The 20,279-nt window shown below is 65.4% G+C and carries 20 protein-coding genes; 14 read left to right on the top strand and 6 right to left on the bottom strand.

Translation table 11 applies throughout. The annotated features are described in order from the left end of the window. Window positions 1-278: 278 nt before the first annotated feature. On the bottom strand, window positions 279-1,343 hold the full coding sequence (locus tag G559_RS0110360) for an alpha/beta fold hydrolase (protein WP_028628153.1): 1,065 nt from the start codon (window positions 1,341-1,343) through the stop codon (window positions 279-281). 303 nt (window positions 1,344-1,646) lie between these two features. Here G559_RS0110360 and G559_RS0110355 point away from each other — a divergent pair, with 303 nt between their 5' ends. Genes G559_RS0110355 through G559_RS0110325 form a run of 7 tightly spaced genes read left to right on the top strand, consistent with a single transcriptional unit; the run spans window position 1,647 to window position 7,329 of the window. Continuing rightward, a complete protein-coding gene (locus G559_RS0110355) occupies window positions 1,647-2,804 on the top strand; it encodes an acyl-CoA dehydrogenase family protein (RefSeq protein WP_028628152.1) in 1,158 nt (385 codons plus the stop codon). Further along, window positions 2,801-3,988 (top strand): acyl-CoA dehydrogenase family protein, encoded by a 1,188-nt coding sequence (locus tag G559_RS0110350; RefSeq protein WP_028628151.1) that lies wholly within the window; start codon window positions 2,801-2,803, stop codon window positions 3,986-3,988. Before G559_RS0110355 ends, G559_RS0110350 begins: the two co-directional genes overlap by 4 nt. A 14-nt stretch (window positions 3,989-4,002) precedes the next feature. Next, the gene (locus G559_RS0110345) at window positions 4,003-4,785 is read left to right on the top strand and encodes an SDR family oxidoreductase (protein ID WP_028628150.1); all 783 of its coding nucleotides are present in this window, start codon (window positions 4,003-4,005) and stop codon (window positions 4,783-4,785) included. A 2-nt stretch (window positions 4,786-4,787) separates the two neighbouring features. After that, window positions 4,788-5,246, top strand: a complete 459-nt coding sequence (locus G559_RS0110340; RefSeq protein ID WP_028628149.1) for a MaoC family dehydratase — start codon at window positions 4,788-4,790, stop codon at window positions 5,244-5,246. Window positions 5,247-5,286: 40 nt separating this feature from the next. Further along, a complete protein-coding gene (locus G559_RS0110335; protein ID WP_028628148.1) occupies window positions 5,287-6,489 on the top strand; it encodes an acetyl-CoA C-acyltransferase in 1,203 nt (400 codons plus the stop codon). 10 nt (window positions 6,490-6,499) lie between these two features. Further along, the gene (locus tag G559_RS0110330; RefSeq protein WP_028628147.1) at window positions 6,500-6,889 is read left to right on the top strand and encodes a nuclear transport factor 2 family protein; all 390 of its coding nucleotides are present in this window, start codon (window positions 6,500-6,502) and stop codon (window positions 6,887-6,889) included. Continuing rightward, the gene (locus G559_RS0110325; protein WP_028628146.1) at window positions 6,886-7,329 is read left to right on the top strand and encodes a nuclear transport factor 2 family protein; all 444 of its coding nucleotides are present in this window, start codon (window positions 6,886-6,888) and stop codon (window positions 7,327-7,329) included. Before G559_RS0110330 ends, G559_RS0110325 begins: the two co-directional genes overlap by 4 nt. Before the next feature lie 79 nt (window positions 7,330-7,408). Here the strand turns inward: G559_RS0110325 and G559_RS0110320 are convergent, their stop codons facing one another. Beyond that, entirely contained in the window at window positions 7,409-8,182 is a 774-nt protein-coding gene (locus tag G559_RS0110320) for an SDR family oxidoreductase (protein WP_028628145.1), read from the bottom strand. Between the two features lie 230 nt (window positions 8,183-8,412). Between G559_RS0110320 and G559_RS0110315 the strand changes: the two genes are divergently transcribed. The 7 genes from G559_RS0110315 (at window position 8,413) to G559_RS0110285 (ending at window position 15,591) form a co-directional block, all read left to right on the top strand. Further along, window positions 8,413-9,240: an alpha/beta fold hydrolase gene (locus tag G559_RS0110315; RefSeq protein ID WP_028628144.1), complete on the top strand. Its 828-nt coding sequence runs from the start codon at window positions 8,413-8,415 to the stop codon at window positions 9,238-9,240. After that, on the top strand, window positions 9,237-10,028 hold the full coding sequence (locus G559_RS0110310; RefSeq protein WP_028628143.1) for a fumarylacetoacetate hydrolase family protein: 792 nt from the start codon (window positions 9,237-9,239) through the stop codon (window positions 10,026-10,028). The genes G559_RS0110315 and G559_RS0110310 overlap by 4 nt, the downstream gene beginning before the upstream one ends. A 16-nt stretch (window positions 10,029-10,044) precedes the next feature. Further along, a complete protein-coding gene (locus G559_RS0110305) occupies window positions 10,045-10,953 on the top strand; it encodes an acetaldehyde dehydrogenase (acetylating) (RefSeq protein WP_028628142.1) in 909 nt (302 codons plus the stop codon). 13 nt (window positions 10,954-10,966) lie between these two features. Next, complete coding sequence (gene dmpG / locus G559_RS0110300) at window positions 10,967-12,001, top strand: 4-hydroxy-2-oxovalerate aldolase (RefSeq protein WP_028628141.1); 1,035 nt, start codon at window positions 10,967-10,969, stop codon at window positions 11,999-12,001. Between the two features lie 153 nt (window positions 12,002-12,154). Further along, window positions 12,155-13,111, top strand: coding sequence for a TAXI family TRAP transporter solute-binding subunit (locus G559_RS0110295; protein ID WP_028628140.1), 957 nt, complete (start codon window positions 12,155-12,157; stop codon window positions 13,109-13,111). A gap of 54 nt (window positions 13,112-13,165) precedes the next feature. Beyond that, window positions 13,166-15,193 (top strand): TRAP transporter permease, encoded by a 2,028-nt coding sequence (locus G559_RS0110290; RefSeq protein ID WP_028628139.1) that lies wholly within the window; start codon window positions 13,166-13,168, stop codon window positions 15,191-15,193. Further along, window positions 15,190-15,591: a DUF1850 domain-containing protein gene (locus tag G559_RS0110285; protein ID WP_028628138.1), complete on the top strand. Its 402-nt coding sequence runs from the start codon at window positions 15,190-15,192 to the stop codon at window positions 15,589-15,591. Before G559_RS0110290 ends, G559_RS0110285 begins: the two co-directional genes overlap by 4 nt. A 110-nt stretch (window positions 15,592-15,701) precedes the next feature. On the opposite strand, the gene G559_RS0110280 is transcribed toward G559_RS0110285, so the two are convergent. From G559_RS0110280 to G559_RS0110265, 4 genes are read right to left on the bottom strand one after another with little or no spacing between them, the layout of a single operon-like run. Further along, on the bottom strand, window positions 15,702-16,748 hold the full coding sequence (locus tag G559_RS0110280) for a protein-glutamate methylesterase/protein-glutamine glutaminase (protein ID WP_028628137.1): 1,047 nt from the start codon (window positions 16,746-16,748) through the stop codon (window positions 15,702-15,704). A 4-nt stretch (window positions 16,749-16,752) separates the two neighbouring features. After that, window positions 16,753-17,370 carry a chemotaxis protein CheD gene (locus G559_RS0110275; RefSeq protein ID WP_028628136.1) on the bottom strand — a complete coding sequence of 206 codons (618 nt, stop codon included), beginning with the start codon at window positions 17,368-17,370 and terminating at the stop codon, window positions 16,753-16,755. After that, window positions 17,367-18,212 carry a CheR family methyltransferase gene (locus G559_RS0110270; RefSeq protein WP_028628135.1) on the bottom strand — a complete coding sequence of 282 codons (846 nt, stop codon included), beginning with the start codon at window positions 18,210-18,212 and terminating at the stop codon, window positions 17,367-17,369. Before G559_RS0110270 ends, G559_RS0110275 begins: the two co-directional genes overlap by 4 nt. Window positions 18,213-18,261: 49 nt before the next feature. Continuing rightward, window positions 18,262-20,268: a methyl-accepting chemotaxis protein gene (locus tag G559_RS0110265; RefSeq protein ID WP_028628134.1), complete on the bottom strand. Its 2,007-nt coding sequence runs from the start codon at window positions 20,266-20,268 to the stop codon at window positions 18,262-18,264. Between the last annotated feature and the right edge of the window lie 11 nt (window positions 20,269-20,279).

The following is a 20,279-nucleotide window of genomic DNA, read 5'->3' as shown; positions in this document are numbered from 1 at the left end:
GGGGCCCATGTTACTGATGTGATTTCGATGAAGAAGTGATGCTGCGTAATGGTTACCATCGATGCTATTGATGGTTGATTTATTTCAAATAAAAACAACTGTTTATGTCTTTTAAACGGCGCAGTTTCGTTAAGTGGAACGGCTTTTTCCGTGACCAGGAATAATCAACTTTATGGATGTATTCGGGCTGGTTTTGCTCGTTTTCTGAGCATCTGGTGAATCGAGGACCTCGCTGCCACCAGGCGCGCCGGTGGCAGCGAGCTTGCCCTGTCTGCGCTTCAGAGGTTGTCAGCGTCGATGACGGCCTTGGTGAAGGCCTGCGGATCTTCCTGGGGCAGGTTGTGGCCGATGCCGCCGGTGATCAGCCGGTACTCGTACTTGCCGGTGAAGCGCTTGGCATAGTCTTCGGCCTTCGGGTGCGGCGCACCGTTGGCGTCACCTTCCAGGGTGATGGTCGGCACGCTGATGGAGGGTGAAGTGGCCAGCTTCTGCTCCAGGGCCGCGTACCGGCTTTCCCCCTTCTCCAGGCCCAGGCGCCAGCGGTAGTTGTAAACGGTGATGGCGACGTGGTCGGGGTTGTCCAGGGCGGCGGCGCTGCGATCGAAAGTGGCGTCGTCGAACGCCCATTTCGGCGAGGCCAACTGCCAGATCAGCTTGGCGAAGTCATGGGTGTTCTGCTCGTAGCCGGCGCGGCCGCGCTCGGTGGCGAAGTAGAACTGGTACCACCACTGCAGTTCGGCCTTGGGCGGTAGCGGCTTCTGGCCAGCGGCCTGGTTGCCGATCAGATAGCCGCTGACCGACACCAGCGCCTTGACCCGTTCCGGCCAAAGCGCGGAGACGATGTCGGCCGAGCGCGCACCCCAATCGTAGCCGCCGAGCACGGCCTGTTTGATCTTGAGTGCATCCATGAAATCGATGACGTCAGTGGCCAGCGCGGCGGGCTGACCATTGCGAACGGACTGCTCGGAGAGGAAGCGCGTATCGCCATAGCCCCGTGCATAGGGCATCAGCACCCGATAGCCCTTGTCCGCCAGCAGAGGCGCGACCTTCTCATAGCTGTGGATATCGTAAGGCCAGCCGTGCAGGAGAATGACCACAGGCCCGTCGGCGGGGCCGGCCTCGGCGTATGCCACGTCCAGTAGCCCGGCCTTTACATGCTTCAGCGGACCGAACGGGGAGGCGGAAGCCTGCCGGGTGCCGGCACCGGTCGCGATGGGTTCCGCGCCCGGGGAAGTTTGCGCCTGGGCTACGCCAAGTTGCATCAGGGTCAGAGCGAGAATCGACGAGCCGACCCAGCGGCGGCGTTTGTTGCCGGTTGCCTTGTTCTGCACTGCCATCTTCATGGGGAAGTCTCCGTTGCAAGCGATTGGCCGGGGCCGGTCGACCCCTTTCAAGTGACGCATGCAGTTGAACACCCCGAGTTATCTGGCCTGTGTCAGTTCCCTGGCCAAATCGGTGCCCATGTATCTCGATGCATTTCAGACACACTGTGATGCATAGCGATCCTGGCCTTCGCTGGGGCGGGCCATACGGACGTTTACCTCGCCACAACGGCCTTTCCCCTCGTCGTCCATCCGGACGATTCCCCGCCCGGCGCAAGTCGCCAGACTCCTTGCCAGCCCCAAGAATCACAAAAAGGCAGCCTTATGGAATTCGCGTTCAGCGATGAGCAGGAGATGATCCGCGAGTCCGCCGAGAGCTTTCTCGCGGACGTTTCCGATTCCGCCGCCGTGCGGGCGGCCATGGCCACCGAGCTGGGCCATGACCCGGACCTCTGGCGGCGACTGTGCAACGAGATGGTCTGGCCGGCCATTCATATCCCCGAACAATACGGCGGCCTCGGACTGGGCTTCGTCGAGCTGGCCATCCTGCTTGAGCAAATGGGTCGCCGGTTGTTTTGTTCGCCGTTCTTCGCCAGTGCCTGCCTGGCCACCCCGGCGTTGTTGCTGGGCGGCAGTGAGGAACAGAAGGCCCGTTGGCTGCCGCAGCTCGCCGATGGCAGCCTGACCGCCACCCTGGCCTTTGCCAGCAACAACCTCAATGGCCGCGATGCGGTGCAGGCGAGCTATCGCGTCGAGGGCAGTGGAGTCGTGATCGACGGCTGCCTGCGCCAGGTGGTGGACGGCCACAGCGCCGGCCTGCTGATAGTGGCCGCGCGCGGCCGGCAGGGTATCGGCCTGTTCGCTGTACCCGCCGACACGCCTGGCGTCCGCCGCCGCCTGATCCCAACCCTGGACCAGACCCGCAAGCTGGCCGAGGTGGAGTTCAGTCAGGTCTTCGTCGGCGCCGATGCCCAGTTGGGTGAGCCGGGGCAGGGCGGTGAACTGCTCGATCAGGTCCTGGACCTGGCGTGCGTGGCGTTGGCCGCGGAGCAGGCAGGCGGTGCCCAGCAGACCCTGGACCTGACCCTTGCCTACACCGCCGAGCGCCAGCAGTTCGGTCGTGCTATCGCCAGCTTCCAGGCCATCAAGCACCGCGCCGCCGACATGATGCTGGAAGTGGAATGCGCGCGTTCGGCGGCCCTCTACGCCGCCTGCGTGGCCGAGGAAGCCCTGGCGCCGCATGGCGACAAGGGTGTCGCTGCCGAGCTGTCCCTGGCCGCCGCCCTGGCCAAGTCGCGTTGCTCGGAAGCCTTCTTCCACTGCGCGGCGGAGTCCATCCAGTTGCATGGCGGCGTCGGCTTCACCTGGGAGTACGACCCGCACCTTTACTTCAAGCGCGCCCGGGCCAGTGAAGCCCTGTTCGGCGCGCCGTCCTGGCACCGGGAGCGGATTGCCGCAGCCCTTCTGGGGGAGATCGCATGAAGATCAGTTTCAGTGAGGCGGATGAATGCTTCCGCCGTGACGTGGCCGGCTGGCTTGCCGACAATCTGCGCGGCGAGTTCGAGGTCCTGCGCTTTCGCGGTGGCCCGGGTGACGAACACAGCTTTCCCGAAGAACGCAAAGCCTGGGAGCGCAAGCTGGCCGAAGGCGGCTGGACCTGCGTGGGCTGGGCGCCTGAGCATGGCGGACGCGGCCTGTCCATCAGCCAGCAGGTGATCTTCCACGAGGAGTACGCCCGTGCCGGGGGCCCTGGCCGCATGGGGCACATCGGCGAAGGCCTGGCCGGGCCCACCATCGCCGCCTTCGGCACTGATGAACAGCAACGCCGCCTGCTCCCGGGCATCGTCGCCGGCACCGAGTTCTGGTGCCAGGGTTACTCGGAGCCGGGGGCCGGCTCCGACCTTGCGAACGTGAAGACCCGCGCGGTGCTGGAGAACGGCCAGTGGCGCATCAGCGGCCAGAAGGTCTGGACCTCGCTGGCGCACGAATCCGAATGGTGCTTCGTCATCGCCCGCACTGAGCCGGGCAGTGTCGGGCACCAGGGGCTGTCCTTCCTGCTGGTGCCGATGCACCAGTCGGGCGTTACGGTGCGGCCCATCGAGCAGCTCACCGGCACCTCGGAATTCAACGAGGTGTTCTTCGACGAGGCCGTCACCGAGGCCAGTAACATCCTCGGCGCCCCGGGCGATGGCTGGAAGATCGCCATGGCGCTTTTGGGCTTCGAGCGCGGCGTCTCCACCCTTGGCCAGCAGATGCTGTTCCAGAACGAACTGGAGGAAATCATCCGCATCGCCCGCGCCAACGGAGCCGCCCGCGACCCGCTGCTGCGCCAGCGCATCGCCGACGCCTGGAGCGGACTGCGCATCCTGCGCTACAACTCCTTGCGCATGCTCTCCGGCGCCCAGGACGGCTCGCTGCGCCGCGAGGCGATGATCTACAAGCTGTGCTGGTCCAATTGGCACGTTGCCCTCGGCAAGCTGGCCATGGACGTGCTCGGCCCGGACGCCGAACTGCTGGAGGGCGGCCCCTACCAGTTGGGGCGCCTGCAATCGATGTTCCTCTTCAGCCGCTCCGACACCATTTACGGCGGCACCAACGAAATCCAACGCAACATCATCGCCGAACGCGCGCTGGGCATGCCCCGCGAGCCGCGCGTGCGCGCCTGATCCGAGGACCTTGCATGACTACTCCCACCTACGTTCCCGGCCATGGCCTGCTGCGCGGCAAGTCGGTGCTGATCACCGCCGCCGCGGGGGCCGGCATCGGTTTTTCCGCCGCCCTGCGCGCTGCCGAGGAAGGCTGCCGGGCACTGATGATCAGCGACATCCATGAGGGCCGCCTGCAGGAAGCGGCGCTGAAGATCCGCGAGGCCACCGGGCTGGACCGGGTCTACACCCGCGAATGCAACGTCACGTCCGAGGAACAGGTGCAGGCCCTGGTGGCTGCCGCCGAACGCGACCTGGATGGCGTTGACGTGCTGATCAACAACGCCGGCCTGGGCGGTTCGCGGTTGTTGGTCGAGATGAGCGACGAGGAATGGAACCGCGTCCTCGACGTGACCCTCACCGGCACCATGCGCATGACCCGCGCCATGCTGCCGACGATGATTGCCCGGCAACGCGGGGTGATCGTCAACAACGCCTCGGTGCTCGGCTGGCGTGCCCAGAAGGAGCAGAGCCACTATGCCGCGGCGAAGGCCGGCGTCATGGCATTGACCCGTTGCGCAGCGGTGGAAGCGGCGGAGCACGGCATCCGCATCAACGCGGTGAGCCCGAGCATCGCCCTGCACGAATTCCTGAAGAAGTCCGCACCCAAGGAGCTGCTGGACCAACTCGCCTCTCGCGAAGCCTTCGGCCGCGCCGCGGAAGTCTGGGAAGTGGCCAACGTGATGATGTTCCTGGCCAGTGACTACAGCTCCTACATGACCGGCGAAGTGCTGTCGGTTTCCAGCCAGAGGGCCTGAGCATGGCAACGATCTTCGACACCCCGGTGGCCTTGCTGGAGCGCGTTGGCGAACAGCTGGGCCACAGCGACTGGCTGAGTGTGGAGCAGTCGCGCATCGACCAGTTCGCGGAGGCTACCGGTGACCACCAGTGGATCCACGTCGACCCGGCGCGCGCCGCCGGCGGCCCCTTCGGTGCCTGCATTGCCCACGGCTACCTGACCCTCGCCCTGGTCAATCTCTTCCTGCCACAGATTGTCGAAGTACGGGGCATATCCATGGGGGTGAACTACGGCTGCGAGAAGGTCCGCTTCCCCAATGTGGTCCGCGCCGGCAGCCGCGTGCGCGGCAGTGCGCAACTGGTGGCCGCCGAGGAAGTGAAAGGCGGCGTGCAGGCGACCATCCGCGTTACGGTGGAGATCGAGGGCGAAGAGCGCCCAGGTTGCGTCGTGGACACCATCAGCCGGTATTACCCCGCGTAGGGCCGATTTCGTTAGGAACTGAAGAATTCTGGAGTAACCCATGAAAGAAGCCGTAATCGTATCCACCGCCCGCACGCCCATCGGCAAAGCCTTCCGCGGTGCCTTCAACGACACCGAGGCGCCGCTGATGGGCGGCCATGTGGTGCGCGAGGCGCTGCAGCGCGCGGGCGTCGAGCCGGGCGAAGTGGACGATGTGATCATGGGCGCCGCCGCCCAGCAGGGCACCCAGGCCTACAACCTCGGCCGTCTCTGTGCGACCGCCGCCGGGCTGCCGGCCAGCGTTTCCGGCATGGCGGTGGAGCGCCAGTGCTCCTCGGGGCTGATGAGCATCGCCCTGGCTGCCAAGAGCATCATGTGCGATGAAATCGACATCGCCGTCGCCGGTGGTCTGGAGTCCATCTCGCTGGTGCAGAACAAGCACAAGAACAGCTACCGCAACCAGTCCGAGGCGGTGCTGGCGCAGGACCCACGCGCCTATATCCCGATGATCGAGACGGCGGAAATCGTTGCCGAGCGTTATGGCATTTCCCGTGAGGCGCAGGACGAGTACAGCTACCAGAGCCAGATGCGCACCGCCCTGGCCCAGGGCGCCGGCCGGTTCGATGCCGAATTGGCGCCGCTGGCCGCGCGCAAGCTGGTGATGGACAAGACCACCGGCGAAAGCCGCCACGAAACCGTGACCCTGGGCCGCGACGAGTGCAACCGCGCGGACACCACCCGCGAAAGCCTGAGCGCCCTGGAACCGGTCTGGCAGGGCGGGCAGTGGACCGGTGCCGGGCGCTTCATCACCGCCGGCAACGCCTCGCAGCTCTCCGATGGCGCCAGTGCCTCGGTGCTGATGAGCGCGCAACAAGCCGAACGCCGTGGCCTGGAACCCCTCGGCTTCTACCGTGGCCTGGCGGTGGCCGGTTGCGATGCCGACGAAATGGGCATCGGTCCGGTGTTCGCCATTCCCAAGCTGCTCAAGCGCCACGGCCTTTCCATGGACCACATCGGCCTGTGGGAGCTGAACGAGGCCTTCGCCTGCCAGGTCATCCACTGCCGCGACACCCTGGGGATTCCGGACGAGCGCCTGAACGTCAACGGCGGCGCCATCGCTGTCGGCCATCCCTTCGGCATGTCGGGCGCACGCATGGTCGGACACGCGCTGATCGAGGGCAGGCGCCGGGGTCTGCGTTATGTGGTGGTGAGCATGTGCATTGGTGGCGGCATGGGTGCCGCCGCCCTGTTTGAAGTGGCGTGAGGAGAATCCAATGATCAGTCCGCAGCAGGTACAGGAAATCATGGCTCGCTACGTCGAGCTGGTGGACGCTTGTGATATCGACGGCATCATCGCGCTCTATGCCGCCGATGCCACGGTGGAAGACCCGGTGGGCAGCCCGCCCCATGTGGGCATCGAGGCCATTGACCGCTTCTACCGCGAGGGACTGGGCCGCGCCAACGCCCGGGCCCGCCGCACTGGTCCGGTATCGGCCAGTCATGCCGGCAGCGGCGCGGTTCCCTTCTGCGTTGACCTGGACTGGAACGGCCGCGCCTGCTCCATCCAGGTGATCGACGTGATGGAGTTCGACGCCGAAGGCCGTATCCGTTCCATGAAGGCCTTCTGGGGCGAGGCCAACGTCGTGGGGAGGGAGGTGTCATGACCCTGGAGCAGCGTCTTGCCCGCCTTGAAGCACTCGAGGCCATTCGCCGGCTCAAGCACCGCTATCTCAACGCCTGCGACCTGAAGGACGTGGAGGCGATCCGCGCGTGCTTCGCCGAGGGTGAAGTCGCCATCGACTACGGCCCCGTGGGGACCTTCCGGGACCGCGACAGCTTTGTTGCGCTGTACCAGTCCCTGGCCTGCAACGAACGGGTGATCGACCTGCACCACGGCGCCAACCCGGAGGTCGAGCTGGTCGCCGAGGATGAGGCCAGGGCGCGCTGGGCGCTGTACTACTTCAACCTCGACGCTGAAACCGGCGCCACGCGGCAGCTGGGCGGGTTCTACCAGGACCGCTATCGGTGCATCGATGGCGCCTGGAAGATCGTCGAGACGGTGTTCCGGGGCCATTCGTTGGTGGAGTCGGTGGGTTCGAATTGATGGGTTTCGCTTCGCTCTACCGCATCCTACGGGTGCCATATTTGTAGGATGGGTAGAGCCTGCGAAACCCATCGGCTTTTCAATTCACCCCGGCTGCTTCGAGGAACGCCGGTTTCTCTCCGCCGCCATGCACGCAGATATCCGCCCCGCTCACATAGCTGGACAGGGGGGAAGCGAGGTACAGGCAGGCATCGCCAATGTCCTCGGGGGTTGCCATGCGTTGCAGCGGAATTCCTGCCGCCACCCGCGCCACACCGTCGGCGTTGCCGTAGTGCAGCTCGGCCTGTTCGGTAAGGATCAACCCCGCCGTTACCGCATTCACCCGCACCTTCGGTGCCCACTCCACTGCGAGCGAACGCGTGAGATTGAGCAGGCCGGCCTTGGCCGCGCCATAGGCGGCGGTGCCGGGGGAGGGGCGGACGGCGCTGACACTGCAAATGTTGATGATGGCGCCGCCTTCAGGCTGGCGCTGCATCACCTGGTTGGCCAACTGGCAGAGGTTCAGCGGCGCCAGCAGGTTGAGGCGGATGATGGATTCGGAAAAGCGTGGCGACGCCGTGGCAGCGTCGGTGTGAGGGGCGCCACCGGCGTTGTTCACCAACACGTCCAGGCGTCCGAAGCGCTCGACGATGTCGTCCAGCATGCCTTGCAGTTGCTCGATATCGCGTACATCGCAGGGCGTGAAATGGGCGCTGCGGCCTTCATGCTCGGGCAGGCTTTCTGGCGCCTGGCGCCCGCAGATCACCACCTCGGCGCCTTGCTCCAGGAAACGCAGGCTGATGCCCCGACCCACACCCTTGCCGCCGCCGGTTACCAGCACCAACTTGCCGCTGAAATCCAATGCATCGCCCATGGTCGTTTCCTCTGAAATGTCGATGGACAGAGGCTAGGGCGAGCAGGGCGGGGCGCCTACGTCCGGGAGGACTAGGGCACCACGTTTGGTGGCCATTTCTGTAGGGTGGATGGCGCTTTTCCATCCACCAGCGGAGTTGAGGGCCGAGCAGGCTGCTAGTCCTCTCGGACGATGTTGGCCTGCCGGCCCGCCCGAATAATCCCGGCAAACAACAAGCCGAGGAGAGTCCCATGGGCGCACTACCGCAAGGGCGTTTCGTCACGCTGCCGGATGGCCTGCGACTGCACTACATCGAAGCGGGCGAGGGCGAGCCGGTGGTGTTCATCCACGGCAGTGGCCCAGGCGCCAGTGGTCATAGCAACTTCAAGCAGAACTACCCGGTATTCGCCAGCTTCGGCTACCGAGCCATCGTCCTGGACCTCCCGGGCTACGGCGCTTCCGACAAACCGGAAACCACCTACAGCCTGGACTTCTTCGTCACCGCCCTGACCGGTCTGCTGGACGCCCTGGACATTCAGCGCTGCGTGCTGGTGGGCAACTCCCTGGGGGGTGCCATCGCCATCAAGCTGGCGCTGGATGCGCCCAAGCGCGTCAGTCGCCTGGTACTGATGGCCCCCGGTGGACTGATGGAGAAGGAGCAGTACTACCTGCAGATGGAAGGCATCCAGAAGATGGGCGCGGCCTTCGCCAATGGCGAGCTGAACGATGCAGACGGCATGCGTCGCCTGCTCGGCCTGCAGCTCTACGATGCCTCGCTGATTGCCGACGAGACCGTCAACGAGCGGGTCGCCGTGGTGCAACAGCAGCCGCGCTGCGTGCTCAGCACCATGCAGGTGCCGAACATGGCCGCGCGCCTTTCCGAGCTGTCCTGCCCGATCCTCGGTTTCTGGGGCATGAACGACAAGTTCTGCCCGTCCTCCGGCGCCCAGACCATGCTCGAAGCCTGTCGCAACATTCGTTTCGTGATGCTCAGCGAATGCGGCCACTGGGTGATGGTGGAGCACCGCGAACTGTTCAACCGTACCTGCCTGGACTTCCTCGCGGAGGGCCGGCCATGAGCGACGCACTGCATCGCCAATACGGCGAAGAGCTCTACCAGGCCCTGCAGGACGGGCGCACCCTGGAACCCCTGACCCACCGCTGGCCGGCGATCACCATCGACGACGCCTACCGCATTTCCCTGCACGCGATCGAGCGCCGGGTGGCGGCGGGCGATGCCATCGTCGGCAAGAAGATCGGCGTCACCTCTGCCGCTGTGCAGCGGATGCTCGATGTGCACCAGCCAGACTTTGGCTTCATCACCCGCGATATGGGGTTCGACCATGGCGCGGAGATTTCCCTGTCCGCCAACCGCCTGATCCAGCCGCGCGCCGAAGGCGAAATCGCCTTCAAGCTGAAGCGTGACCTCAAGGGGCCGGGCGTGACCGAGCAGGATGTGCTGGACGCCACCGAATGCGTGATGCCCTGTTTCGAGATCGTCGACTCGCGCATCCACGACTGGAGAATCCGCATCCAGGACACCGTCGCCGACAACGCCTCGTGCGGGGTCTTCGTCCTCGGTCGCGAGCAGGTGGACCCGCGTGAGCTGGACCTGCCCAACCTGCGCATGACCGTGTTCAAGAACGGTGTGCAGATCAGCGAAGGGCTGGGCTCGGCAGTACAGGGCAACCCGCTCACGGCGGTGGCCTGGTTGGCCAATACCCTGGGTGAGCTGGGCATCCCCTTCCTGGCCGGCGAGATCATCCTCTCCGGCTCGCTGGTACCACTGGAACCGGCGCGAGCCGGTGACCGCTTCGAACTGACCATCGACGGCCTGGGCAGTGCCCGGCTGTCCTTCTGTGCCTGACTCTGGGGGAGTGGTGATGAGCAAGAAACTCAAGGCGGCCATTATCGGGCCGGGCAATATCGGTACCGACCTGTTGATCAAGATGCGTCGGTCGGAATGGATCGAACCGGTGTGGATGGTGGGCGTGGACCCGACCTCGGAGGGGCTCAAGCGCGCCGCCGAGTTCGGCCTGAAAACCACCGCTGATGGCGTCGACGGCCTGCTGCCGCATGTGTTGGACGACGACATCCGCATTGCCTTCGACGCCACCTCGGCCTATGTGCATGCCGAGAACAGCCGCAAGCTCAATGAGCTGGGCGTGATCATGATCGACCTCACCCCAGCGGCCATCGGCCCGTATTGCGTGCCGCCGGTCAACCTCAAGGAGCACGCGGAGAAGCTGGCGCTCAACGTCAACATGGTCACCTGCGGCGGCCAGGCCACCATTCCCATGGTGGCGGCGGTGTCCCGCGTGCAGCCGGTGGAGTACGGCGAAATCGTCGCCACCGTATCGTCCCGCTCGGTGGGGCCGGGTACCCGGCAGAACATCGACGAATTCACCCGCACCACCGCCGGTGCCGTGGAGAAGATCGGTGGGGCGAAGCGCGGCAAGGCGATCATCGTCATCAACCCGGCCGAGCCGCCCCTGATGATGCGCGACACCATCCATTGCCTCACCGAAGGCGAGCCGAACCAGGCGGAGATTCGCACTTCGGTGCTGCACATGGTCAAGGAAGTGCAGCGCTACGTGCCGGGCTACAAGCTGATCAACGGCCCGGTGTTCGACGGTCGCAAGGTGTCGATCTTCATCGAGGTCGAAGGCCTGGGCGACTTCCTGCCCAAGTCCGCCGGCAACCTGGACATCATGACCGCCGCCGGCCTGCGCACCGCCGAGATGTTCGCCGAAGAAGCCCACAAGGGCGCCCTGCAACTGCCCGTCCGTTGAGTGGAGATACCCCATGAACCTGCAAGGTAAGCACGTGCGCCTGCACGACATGAGCCTGCGCGACGGCATGCATGCCAAGCGCCACCAGATCAGCCTGGACGAGATGGTCGCCGTGGCCACCGGCCTCGATGCAGCCGGCGTGCCGCTGATCGAGATCACCCATGGCGATGGCCTGGGCGGCAGCTCGCTGAACTACGGTTTTCCGGCGCACAGCGACGAGGAATACTTCGACGCGGTGATTCCCAAGCTCAAGCAGGCCAAGGTTTCGGCGCTGCTGCTGCCGGGCATCGGTACCGTCGAGCACCTGAAAATGGCCCATGACCTCGGCGTTTCCACCATCCGCGTCGCCACCCACTGCACCGAGGCGGATGTCTCCGGCCAGCACATCGGCATGGCCGCGAAGATGGGCCTGGACACCGTCGGCTTCCTGATGATGGCGCACATGGTCAGCGCGGAGAAACTGCTGGAGCAGGCGAAGCTGATGGAGAGCTACGGCGCCAACTGCATCTACTGCACCGACTCTGCGGGCTACATGCTGCCCGATGAAGTGACCGAGAAGATCGCCGTGCTGCGTAACGGGCTGAACGCCGGCACCGAAGTCGGTTTCCACGGTCACCACAACATGGGCATGGCCATCGCCAACTCCCTGGCTGCCATCGAGGCGGGGGCCGCGCGCATCGATGGCTCGGTGGCGGGCCTGGGGGCTGGTGCCGGCAACACCCCGCTGGAGGTGTTCGTGGCAGTGCTGGAACGCATGGGCGTGGCGACCGGCATCGACCTCTACAAGATCATGGACGTGGCCGAGGACCTGGTGGTGCCGATGATGGACCAGCCGATCCGCGTCGACCGCGATGCCCTGACCCTGGGTTATGCCGGGGTCTACAGCTCCTTCCTGCTGTTCGCCAAGCGCGCCGAGAAAAAGTACGGCATCCAGGCCCGCGAACTGCTGGTGGAACTGGGGCGTCGAGGCACCGTGGGCGGTCAGGAAGACATGATCGAAGACTTGGCGTTGACCCTGTCGCGCCAGCGCGAGGTGTTGCCGACCTGAGGGGGCTTCGGGCACTGGATCGAGGAGCGTCAACACCATTTCCGGTCTTGGCGCAATGCTCCTTTCGGCCCGGTGCGCATGGGCTGCATCCCTTCTGTCCGATGGTCTAGAGTCAATCCTTTGAGACCATGACAACAAGAAGGGAGTCCCCCCATGCGACTGCGTACCTCGATCCGTTCCATTGCCTTTCTTTCCGCCCTGGCGGCCAGCGCCGCAGCACTGGCCGCGCCCACCTTCATCAATATCCTCACCGGCGGCACCAGCGGGGTGTACTACCCCATCGGTGTCGGTCTGTCGCAGATCTACGGCAGCGGCATCGAAGGCTCGAAGACCTCGGTGCAGGCCACCAAGGCCTCGGTGGAGAACCTCAACCTGCTGCAGGCCGGGCGTGGCGAGTTGGCCCTGGCGCTGGGCGACTCGGTGAGCGACGCCTGGACAGGCGTCGAAGAGGCGGGCTTCAAGGCGCCATTGAAGAAGCTGCGGGCCATCGCTGCCACCTACCCGAACTACATCCAGATCGTCGCCGCCAAGGAGTCGGGGATCAAAACCCTGGCCGACCTCAAGGGCAAGCGCATTTCGGTGGGGGCGCCCAAGTCCGGTACGGAACTGAACGCACGGGCGATCTTCGCGGCAGCCGGCCTCAGCTACGAAGACATGGGCAAGGTCGAGTTCCTGCCTTATGCCGAGTCGGTGGAGCTGATCAAGAACCGCCAGCTGGACGCCACGCTGCAGTCCTCGGGGCTGGGTATGGCGGCAATCCGCGACCTGTCCGCAACCATGCCGATCAACTTTGTCGAGGTACCGAAGGAGGTCACGGCCAAGATCGGCAATGCGGCCTATCAGCCGGCGGTGATCCCGGCCAAGACCTATGACGGCCAGGACGTGGATGTAGCGACGGTGGCCATCACCAACATCCTGGTGACACACGAAGGCGTGTCCGACGAACTGGCCTACCAGATGACCAAACTGATGTTCGACAACCTTGGTCGTCTGGTCACCTCCCATGCCGCCGCCAAGGACATCAAGCTGGAAACGGCGGCGCAGAACCTGCCCATCCCTCTGCATCCAGGTGCAGAGCGCTTCTACAAGGAAGCCGGCGTACTCAAGTGATGGCCCGCGCCGGCGGCGGGGGCCGCCGGCATTCCAGGCAGTAGAGGACGTGTCATGACAGAAGACCATTCGGGGCTCGGCGCCAGCGTGTCGGACTGGCCCAAGGCGTTGTTCGTCGTCGCCTTGCTGTTCACCTGCTTCCAGATCGTAACCGCCGCTTTCCACCCGGTTTCCACGCAGATACTGCGGGCCGTACACGTCGGCTTCCTGCTGATGCTGGTGTTCCTCAGCTATCCCGCCGTTGGCCGGACGCCGCCCTGGCAACCGCTGGCGTGGCTGCTGGCCCTGGCGGGTGCGGCCACCGCGGCCTACCAGTGGATCTTCGAGGTTGACCTGATCCAGCGCTCGGGCGACCTCACCGGCGCCGACATGGCCGTCGGCCTGTTGCTGATCGCGCTGGTGTTCGAGGCGGCGCGCCGTGTGATGGGTATCGCGCTGCCGCTGATCTGCGGCGTGTTCCTCGCCTACGGCCTGCTTGGCGAGTACCTGCCGGGCGACCTGGCGCACCGGGGCTACGGGCTGGATCAGATCGTCAACCAGTTGTCCTTCGGCACCGAGGGGTTCTACGGCACGCCCACCTACGTGTCCGCGACCTACATCTTCCTGTTCATCCTGTTCGGCGCCTTCCTCGAACAGGCAGGGATGATCAAGTTGTTCACCGATTTTTCCCTCGGCCTGTTCGGCCACAAGCTCGGCGGGCCGGCCAAGGTGTCGGTGGTGTCTTCGGCCTTGATGGGCACCATCACCGGCTCGGGCGTGGCCAACGTGGTCACCACCGGCCAGTTCACCATTCCGCTGATGAAGCGCTTCGGCTACCGGGCTGCCTTTGCCGGCGGGGTGGAGGCCACCGCGAGTATGGGCAGCCAGATCATGCCGCCGGTGATGGGGGCGGTGGCATTCATCATGGCCGAGACCATCAACCTGCCCTATTTCGAAGTGGCCAAGGCGGCGTTGATTCCGGCCTTGCTCTACTTCGGCTCGACTTTCTGGATGGTCCACCTGGAAGCGCGGCGCTCCAATCTGGTGGGCCTGCCCAAGGAGCAGTGCCCGAGCGCCTGGGGGGCGGTGAGGGACCGCTGGTACCTGCTGATACCGCTGTTCGTGCTGATCTACCTGTTGTTCTCCGGACGCACGCCGCTGTTCTCCGGCACCGTTGGCCTGGCGCTGACGGCCATCGTCATCCTCGGCTCGGCGATCATCCTGCGGGTGTCGTCCTTCGGCCTGCGTATCGCCTTCTGGATCGCCCTGGGGCTGCTCTGCGCAGGGTTCTTCCAACTGGGCATCGGGGTGATCTTCGGCGTGATCGCCGCGTTGGTGGCGGCCTGCTGGTTCGTCAAGGGCGGCCGGGCAACCTTGCGCCTGTGCCTCCATGCGCTGGTGGAAGGCGCACGCCATGCGGTGCCGGTGGGCATCGCCTGTGCCCTGGTGGGGGTGATCATCGGCGTCGTCAGCCTGACCGGTGCGGCCTCCACCTTTGCCGGCTACATACTCGCCATCGGCCAGGAGAACCTGTTCCTTTCCCTGGTCCTGACGATGCTCACCTGCCTGGTGCTGGGCATGGGTATCCCGACCATTCCCAACTACATCATCACCAGCTCCATCGCCGCACCGGCGCTGCTGGAACTGGGCGTGCCGCTGCTGGTGTCGCACATGTTCGTCTTCTACTTCGGGATCATGGCCGACCTTACGCCACCGGTTGCTCTGGCCTGTTTCGCGGCGGCGCCGATTGCCCGCGAGCGGGGGCTGCTGATCAGTTTCTGGGCCGTGCGCATCGCGGTGGCGGGCTTCGTGGTGCCCTTCATGGCGGTCTACGATCCGGCGCTGATGCTACAGGGTGAAAGCGGCTGGGCGACGCTCTATGTATTGCTGAAGGCGGTCCTGGCCATCGGCCTGTGGGGCGCGGTGTTCACCGGGCACCTGCAGGTGGGGCTGGCGTGGTGGGAGCGCATCCTGGCCTTCGCCGCTGGCGCATTGCTGATCCTCGCCTTGCCGGTGACCGATGAGCTGGGCTTCGTCCTGTCCTTCTTGTTCATCGCCCAGCATGTCTGGCGCGCCCGTCGGGCAGGCGCCGCCACCGCATGATCGGCCTGTGCCTGGGGTTGGCCGGTAGCGTCTGGGCGACGCTACCGGTCACCGAGTTCACCCTGGCCTGGCAGCACACGGTGGAAAAAGTGCGCTGGGAGGAGGACTACCGAATTACCCCGCAGGGCCTGGAACTGCGCGAGGCACGGGTGCGCGGCAGCGGGGCGGGTATGGACATTCCCGACGGCGCCGTACTGCGGGACGGCGCCTGGCATTACCGGCGCCCGTTGCCACCCTTGAATCCCCTGCGCCTCGGGCGGACGCCGGAGGCGGGGGATTACCAGCTTTGCAGCAACGGTCGGTGCCGCGAATTGGCCGAGTGGCTGGGGCCGCCGGATGCCGATCAGCCGATGGTGGAGCTTTGGGCCTGCGAGGGCAGGCACACAGCGCCCTTGTAGATGGGTGATGGGCGAAGCTCAACGTCGTAGGCAAGGGTGATGGACCGAGCCCTCCTGGCTGCCCTCTCCCTGAAGGGAGAGGGAGCTGTCCGTGCACCCACCCTCGGCCCTCACACCCTGTTCCCACTGCCCCGGCGCCGTGCCTGCGCCAGCAGCGCCGGGCCGATCTCCTCCAGCGGCAGCACCTCTTCCGCCGCGCCGATTTCCGCCGCTTCCCGGGGCATGCCGTACACGACGCAGCTGGCCTCGTCCTGGGCCAGGGTGTAGCCGCCGGACTCGCGGATTTCCAACAGGCCACGGGCGCCGTCCTTGCCCATGCCGGTAAGCAGGGCGGCGATCAGGTTGCGGCCGGCGCAGCGGGCGGCGCTGTTGAACATCACATCCACGGCCGGACGGTGGCCGTTGACCGGCGGTGCGTCCGACAGTCGCGCGACATAGTTGGCGCCGGAGCGGGTCACTTCCATGTGCAGGCCGCCGGGGGCGAGGAGGGCGGTGCCGGGGAGGATGCGGTCGCCGTCGCGGGCTTCGCTGACGCTGATGCGGCAGAGCTTGTCCAGGCGCGCGGCGAACGAGCGGGTGAAGCCCGCGGGCATGTGCTGGGTGATGACCACGCCGGGGCTGTCCGCTGGCAGGCCCAGCAGCACTTCCTTGATGGCCTCGGTGCCGCCGGTGGAGGCGCCGATGGCGATCAGTTTCTCGGTGCCGACAATGGGCAGGCCGCGCTCTGCCGGACGTTCCGCGGCGATGCGGCGGATCATCCGCGCGCGTGCGGCCACCTTGAGCTTGGCGCGAATCTCTTCGGCATAGGCCTGCATCCCTTCGGCGATGCCCAGCTTGGGCTTGGCGATGAAGTCGATGGCGCCCAGTTCTAGGGCCCGCAGGGTGGCTTCGGAGCCGCGCTCGGTGAGGGAGGAAATCATCACCACGGGCGTCGGCCGGCCCTTCATCAGTTTGTCGAGGAAGGTCAGGCCGTCCATGCGCGGCATTTCCACGTCCAGGGTGATGACGTCCGGCGAGTGCTGCTTGATCAGGTCGCGGGCCACATAGGCGTCGGGCGCCACGCCCACCAGTTGCAGTTCGTGGTCGGCACGGACGATCTCGCTGAGCAGGCTGCGGATAAGCGCCGAGTCATCCACCACCAGTACCTTGATGGTCAAATGTTCACTCCTTGAACAGGTCGTAGGGCCCCAGCGCTTCCCCACGCTTGAGGTAGAGGATGTATTCCAGCTCGCGCTGCAGGATGGTGTCGTTGTGCAGGCTCTTCAGCTTCTTCACCAGCACTTTGCCGCTGGAAGGGAATACGTAGACCTTGCGCGCCTCGGCGCCCATCACGTCCTCGGCCAGCAGGGGAACGCCTTCGGTATCCAGGTAGCTGTGGACGAACTCCACGGTGCGCAGGGTGGTGTCGACCCGCAGCAGGTCGTTGGGCAGGTTGCCGGCGCCGAAGACCTTGGCTTCCAACTGGTGGCGGCGGGCGCCCTGGCGCAGCAGCTCCTCGCTGAGCTGCTCCATCATGCGCACGCCGTGATGCGTGGACGCGCTGGCCAGACCGCTGCCGCTGCCGGGGCCGGGCTCGGGCAGCAGGAACTGGTTCATGCCGCCGATGCCGCGCTGCAGGTCGAACAGGCAGACCGCCACACAGCTGCCAAGCACCGAGACCAGCACCTGGTCTTCAGTGGTGGCGTAGTACTCGCCGGGCAGCAGCTTGACGGCCGGCAACTGGTGGTCCGGGTCGAAATAGCGGGTGGCGGCGATGGCGCCTGCGGTTTCACCTTTCATGTCAGGACTCCCGGCACGGGCTGGTAGACGGTGCGGCTGACCAGCTTCACCACATGGTTGGCCTGGACGAAGCTTTCCGAATGACCGGCGAAGAACAGGCCGTCGGACCTGAGCAGGCGCACCATGCGTTCCAGAAGGCGCACCTGGGTGGGCTTGTCGAAATAGATCATCACGTTGCGACAGAAGATGGCGTCCAGCCCGCCGCTGAGGTGCCAGTCGGCATCCAGCAGGTTGATGCGGCGAAACTCAACCATCTGCCGCAGCTCCGGCACTACGCGCGCCAGGCCGGCGTTGGCTCCGGTGCCGCGCTGGAAATAGCGCTTTTTCAATGCCGGGTCCAACTGCTCGATGCGTTCCAGCGGGTAGACGCCGCGGCGTGCGATTTCCAGCACGCCGGTGTCGATGTCGGAAGCAATGATCTGCATGCCCTGGGCCCGCTCGCCCAGCGCCTGGTGCAGGGCGATGGCCATGGAGTAGGGCTCTTCGCCGGTGCTGGAGGCGGCTGACCAGAAACGCAGTGGCCGGCTTCGTTGCTGGTGTTCGCGCGCCAGGGTGATGAGCTGGTCGAAGTGGTGGCGTTCGCGGAAGAACGCGGTGATGTTGGTGGTCAGCGCGTTGATGAAGGGTTGCCATTCCTCGGGATGCTGGTCGAGGTAGGCGAGGTAGCTGGAAAAGTTGCGCAGTTCCAGTTGGCGCAGGCGACGTGCCAGTCGGCTGTAGACCATCTGCTGCTTGCTGGTGGCCAGGCTGATGCCCGCGCGGCGATAGAGCCGCTCGCGCACCTGCTCGAAGTCGTGATCGTTGTAGCCGAACTCGTGTTCGCCAAGTACCAGCGCGTTCATCGCGTCACCTCGAAAGCCCCGGCGCAAGCGCCGGGGTTATGGCCTGGGACTAGAATTCTTCCCATTCCTCTTCCTTGCTTCGCCCGACGCGGCCGGCCGCGCGTTGCGGCCTCGCGGGCGACTTGTGCCGAGTGGCCCCGAGGGCTGCGGCGGGCTGGCCGGCATGGGCCGGGTCCAGCTTGAACACCGCCACTGACTGGGCCATCAGCCCGGCCTGTTCCTGCAGGGCTTCGGCTGCCGCGGCGGCCTCTTCCACCAGGGCGGCGTTCTGCTGGGTCATTTCGTCCATCTGGTTGACCGCGCCGTTGACCTCCTCGATGCCACGGCTCTGCTCGGCGGACGCGGCGGCGATCTCCGCCATGATGTCGGTGACCCGCTTGATGGCGATCACGATGTCGCTCATGGTCTGGCCCGCCTGGGCCACCAGGGTGTTGCCGTTCTCCACCTTGCTCACCGAGTCGGAAATCAGCGTCTTGATCTCCTTGGCTGCCGCCGCCGAGCGCTGCGCCAGGGTGCGTACCTCGGCTGCCACCACGGCGAAGCCACGTCCCTGCTCACCGGCGCGGGCGGCTTCCACCGCAGCGTTGAGGGCGAGGATGTTGGTCTGGAAGGCGATACCGTCGATGACCCCGATGATGTCGGAGATTTTCCGCGCCGACTCGTTGATGGCGGTCATGGTGCTGACCACCTTCTGCACCACATTGCCGCCTTCGGTGGCCACTTCCGAGGCGTTCACCGCCAGGGAGTTGGCCTGGCGTGCGTTCTCGGCGTTGAGTTTCACCGTGCTGGTCAGTTCCTCCATGCTGGAGGCGGTTTCTTCCAGGCTGGAGGCCTGTTGCTCGGTGCGGGTGGACAGCTCGGCGTTGCCGCTGGAGATTTCTCCGGCAGCGGTGTTGATGGTGTCGGCGGCTTCGCGGATCTGTCCGAGCATGCGCGACAGGCTCTGCGCGGTTTCGTTGGAGTAGTCCTTGAGTTCGCCGAAGGTGCCCTGGTAGTCGGCGCTGATGCTCTGCGAAAGATCACCCTTGGCCAGGGCGCCGAGCATCCGCGAGACGTCCTTGAGACCCTTGTCGGCGGTGTCCACCAACTGGTTGAGACCGGTCGCCAGGTTGAGGATGAAGCCGGTCTTGCCCTCTTCGTTGATGCGTTTGGAGAAGTCGCCGTTGGCGGCGGCACCGACCAGCCCGGCCACTTCGCGCTCGACGTTCACTTCCAGGGTGCGGTCGGCCCATTCCACCACCGAGCCGAGACGCTCGCCGCTGTCGCTGATGACCGGGTTGGCGACCAGGCCGAAGGTGCGCCCGCCAACCTCGATCTGCGCACGGAAGGTGCTGGTGAAGGTGGCGAGCAGGCGTTTCTGGTGTTCCGGGTTCTTGTGGAACTGGTCGATCGAACCGCCCAGCAGCTTGCTCACCGAGAAGCTCAGCAAGGCTTTGCGCAGGTCGGCCTCGGCGTTCTGCAGCATGCTGGTGACGGTCTTGTTCATGTAGATGATGTTGCGCTCGCCGTCGGCGATCATCACGTTGGTGCTGCAGTTGTCCAGGGCGCTCTTGATGCGGATGTTCTCGCTGGCGGCCTGGGCAGCGCTGCGCAACTGGTCGCGGACCTTGTCGATGGCCTGGGTGATCTGCGCCTTCTTGCCGGGCAGGCGGTCCATGTCCTGGCTGAAGTCGCCATCGCCATAGGCGGTGACCACGCGCACCACTTGCATCTTCACCGCGATATGGGCGGCCACCAGATCATTGACGCCTTTGGCGATGCGCGCCTGGGTGCCGCTGAACTGTGCCACCGGGATGACTTCGTCGATCCAGCCGTCGCTATGCTGACGGGTCATTTCCACCAGGGCCTTGTCCAGCGCCTCGGTCTGGGTGGTTTCCGTCTGTTGCTGGCGCAGACCCTTCTGCAGGCGGGCGAGGCTGTCGTAGACCGGCGTCCAGATCGGGTCGTCGCCGGCGCCGATCGATTGGTCGAGGTTCCCGTCGGCCAGGCCCTGGATCAGGCCGGCAATGTGCTGCGCGCGAAGCTGTGCTTGTGCTTTTCCGTTGAACAGACCCATGGATTATCCCC

The sequence above is a fragment of the Metapseudomonas resinovorans DSM 21078 genome (assembly GCF_000423545.1).
Taxonomy (GTDB): Bacteria; Pseudomonadota; Gammaproteobacteria; order Pseudomonadales; family Pseudomonadaceae; genus Metapseudomonas; species Metapseudomonas resinovorans.
The sequence above is the reverse complement of the archived record's forward strand: the minus strand, read 5'-3'. Positions and strand labels throughout refer to the sequence as shown.

What these genes read in the sequence shown, in the direction of transcription:
- G559_RS0110295 (WP_028628140.1), top strand. Translation starts at nt 12,155, where the DNA reads ATGCGACTGCGTACCTCGATCCGTTCCATTGCCTTTCTTTCCGCCCTG.
- G559_RS0110345 (WP_028628150.1), top strand. Translation starts at nt 4,003, where the DNA reads ATGACTACTCCCACCTACGTTCCCGGCCATGGCCTGCTGCGCGGCAAG.
- G559_RS0110310 (WP_028628143.1), top strand. Translation starts at nt 9,237, where the DNA reads ATGAGCGACGCACTGCATCGCCAATACGGCGAAGAGCTCTACCAGGCC.
- G559_RS0110270 (WP_028628135.1), bottom strand. Translation starts at nt 18,212, where the DNA reads ATGAACGCGCTGGTACTTGGCGAACACGAGTTCGGCTACAACGATCAC.
- G559_RS0110285 (WP_028628138.1), top strand. Translation starts at nt 15,190, where the DNA reads ATGATCGGCCTGTGCCTGGGGTTGGCCGGTAGCGTCTGGGCGACGCTA.
- G559_RS0110330 (WP_028628147.1), top strand. Translation starts at nt 6,500, where the DNA reads ATGATCAGTCCGCAGCAGGTACAGGAAATCATGGCTCGCTACGTCGAG.
- G559_RS0110355 (WP_028628152.1), top strand. Translation starts at nt 1,647, where the DNA reads ATGGAATTCGCGTTCAGCGATGAGCAGGAGATGATCCGCGAGTCCGCC.
- G559_RS0110360 (WP_028628153.1), bottom strand. Translation starts at nt 1,343, where the DNA reads ATGAAGATGGCAGTGCAGAACAAGGCAACCGGCAACAAACGCCGCCGC.
- G559_RS0110290 (WP_028628139.1), top strand. Translation starts at nt 13,166, where the DNA reads ATGACAGAAGACCATTCGGGGCTCGGCGCCAGCGTGTCGGACTGGCCC.
- G559_RS0110340 (WP_028628149.1), top strand. Translation starts at nt 4,788, where the DNA reads ATGGCAACGATCTTCGACACCCCGGTGGCCTTGCTGGAGCGCGTTGGC.
- dmpG (WP_028628141.1), top strand. Translation starts at nt 10,967, where the DNA reads ATGAACCTGCAAGGTAAGCACGTGCGCCTGCACGACATGAGCCTGCGC.
- G559_RS0110305 (WP_028628142.1), top strand. Translation starts at nt 10,045, where the DNA reads ATGAGCAAGAAACTCAAGGCGGCCATTATCGGGCCGGGCAATATCGGT.
- G559_RS0110320 (WP_028628145.1), bottom strand. Translation starts at nt 8,182, where the DNA reads ATGGGCGATGCATTGGATTTCAGCGGCAAGTTGGTGCTGGTAACCGGC.
- G559_RS0110275 (WP_028628136.1), bottom strand. Translation starts at nt 17,370, where the DNA reads ATGAAAGGTGAAACCGCAGGCGCCATCGCCGCCACCCGCTATTTCGAC.
- G559_RS0110335 (WP_028628148.1), top strand. Translation starts at nt 5,287, where the DNA reads ATGAAAGAAGCCGTAATCGTATCCACCGCCCGCACGCCCATCGGCAAA.
- G559_RS0110315 (WP_028628144.1), top strand. Translation starts at nt 8,413, where the DNA reads ATGGGCGCACTACCGCAAGGGCGTTTCGTCACGCTGCCGGATGGCCTG.
- G559_RS0110265 (WP_028628134.1), bottom strand. Translation starts at nt 20,268, where the DNA reads ATGGGTCTGTTCAACGGAAAAGCACAAGCACAGCTTCGCGCGCAGCAC.
- G559_RS0110350 (WP_028628151.1), top strand. Translation starts at nt 2,801, where the DNA reads ATGAAGATCAGTTTCAGTGAGGCGGATGAATGCTTCCGCCGTGACGTG.
- G559_RS0110325 (WP_028628146.1), top strand. Translation starts at nt 6,886, where the DNA reads ATGACCCTGGAGCAGCGTCTTGCCCGCCTTGAAGCACTCGAGGCCATT.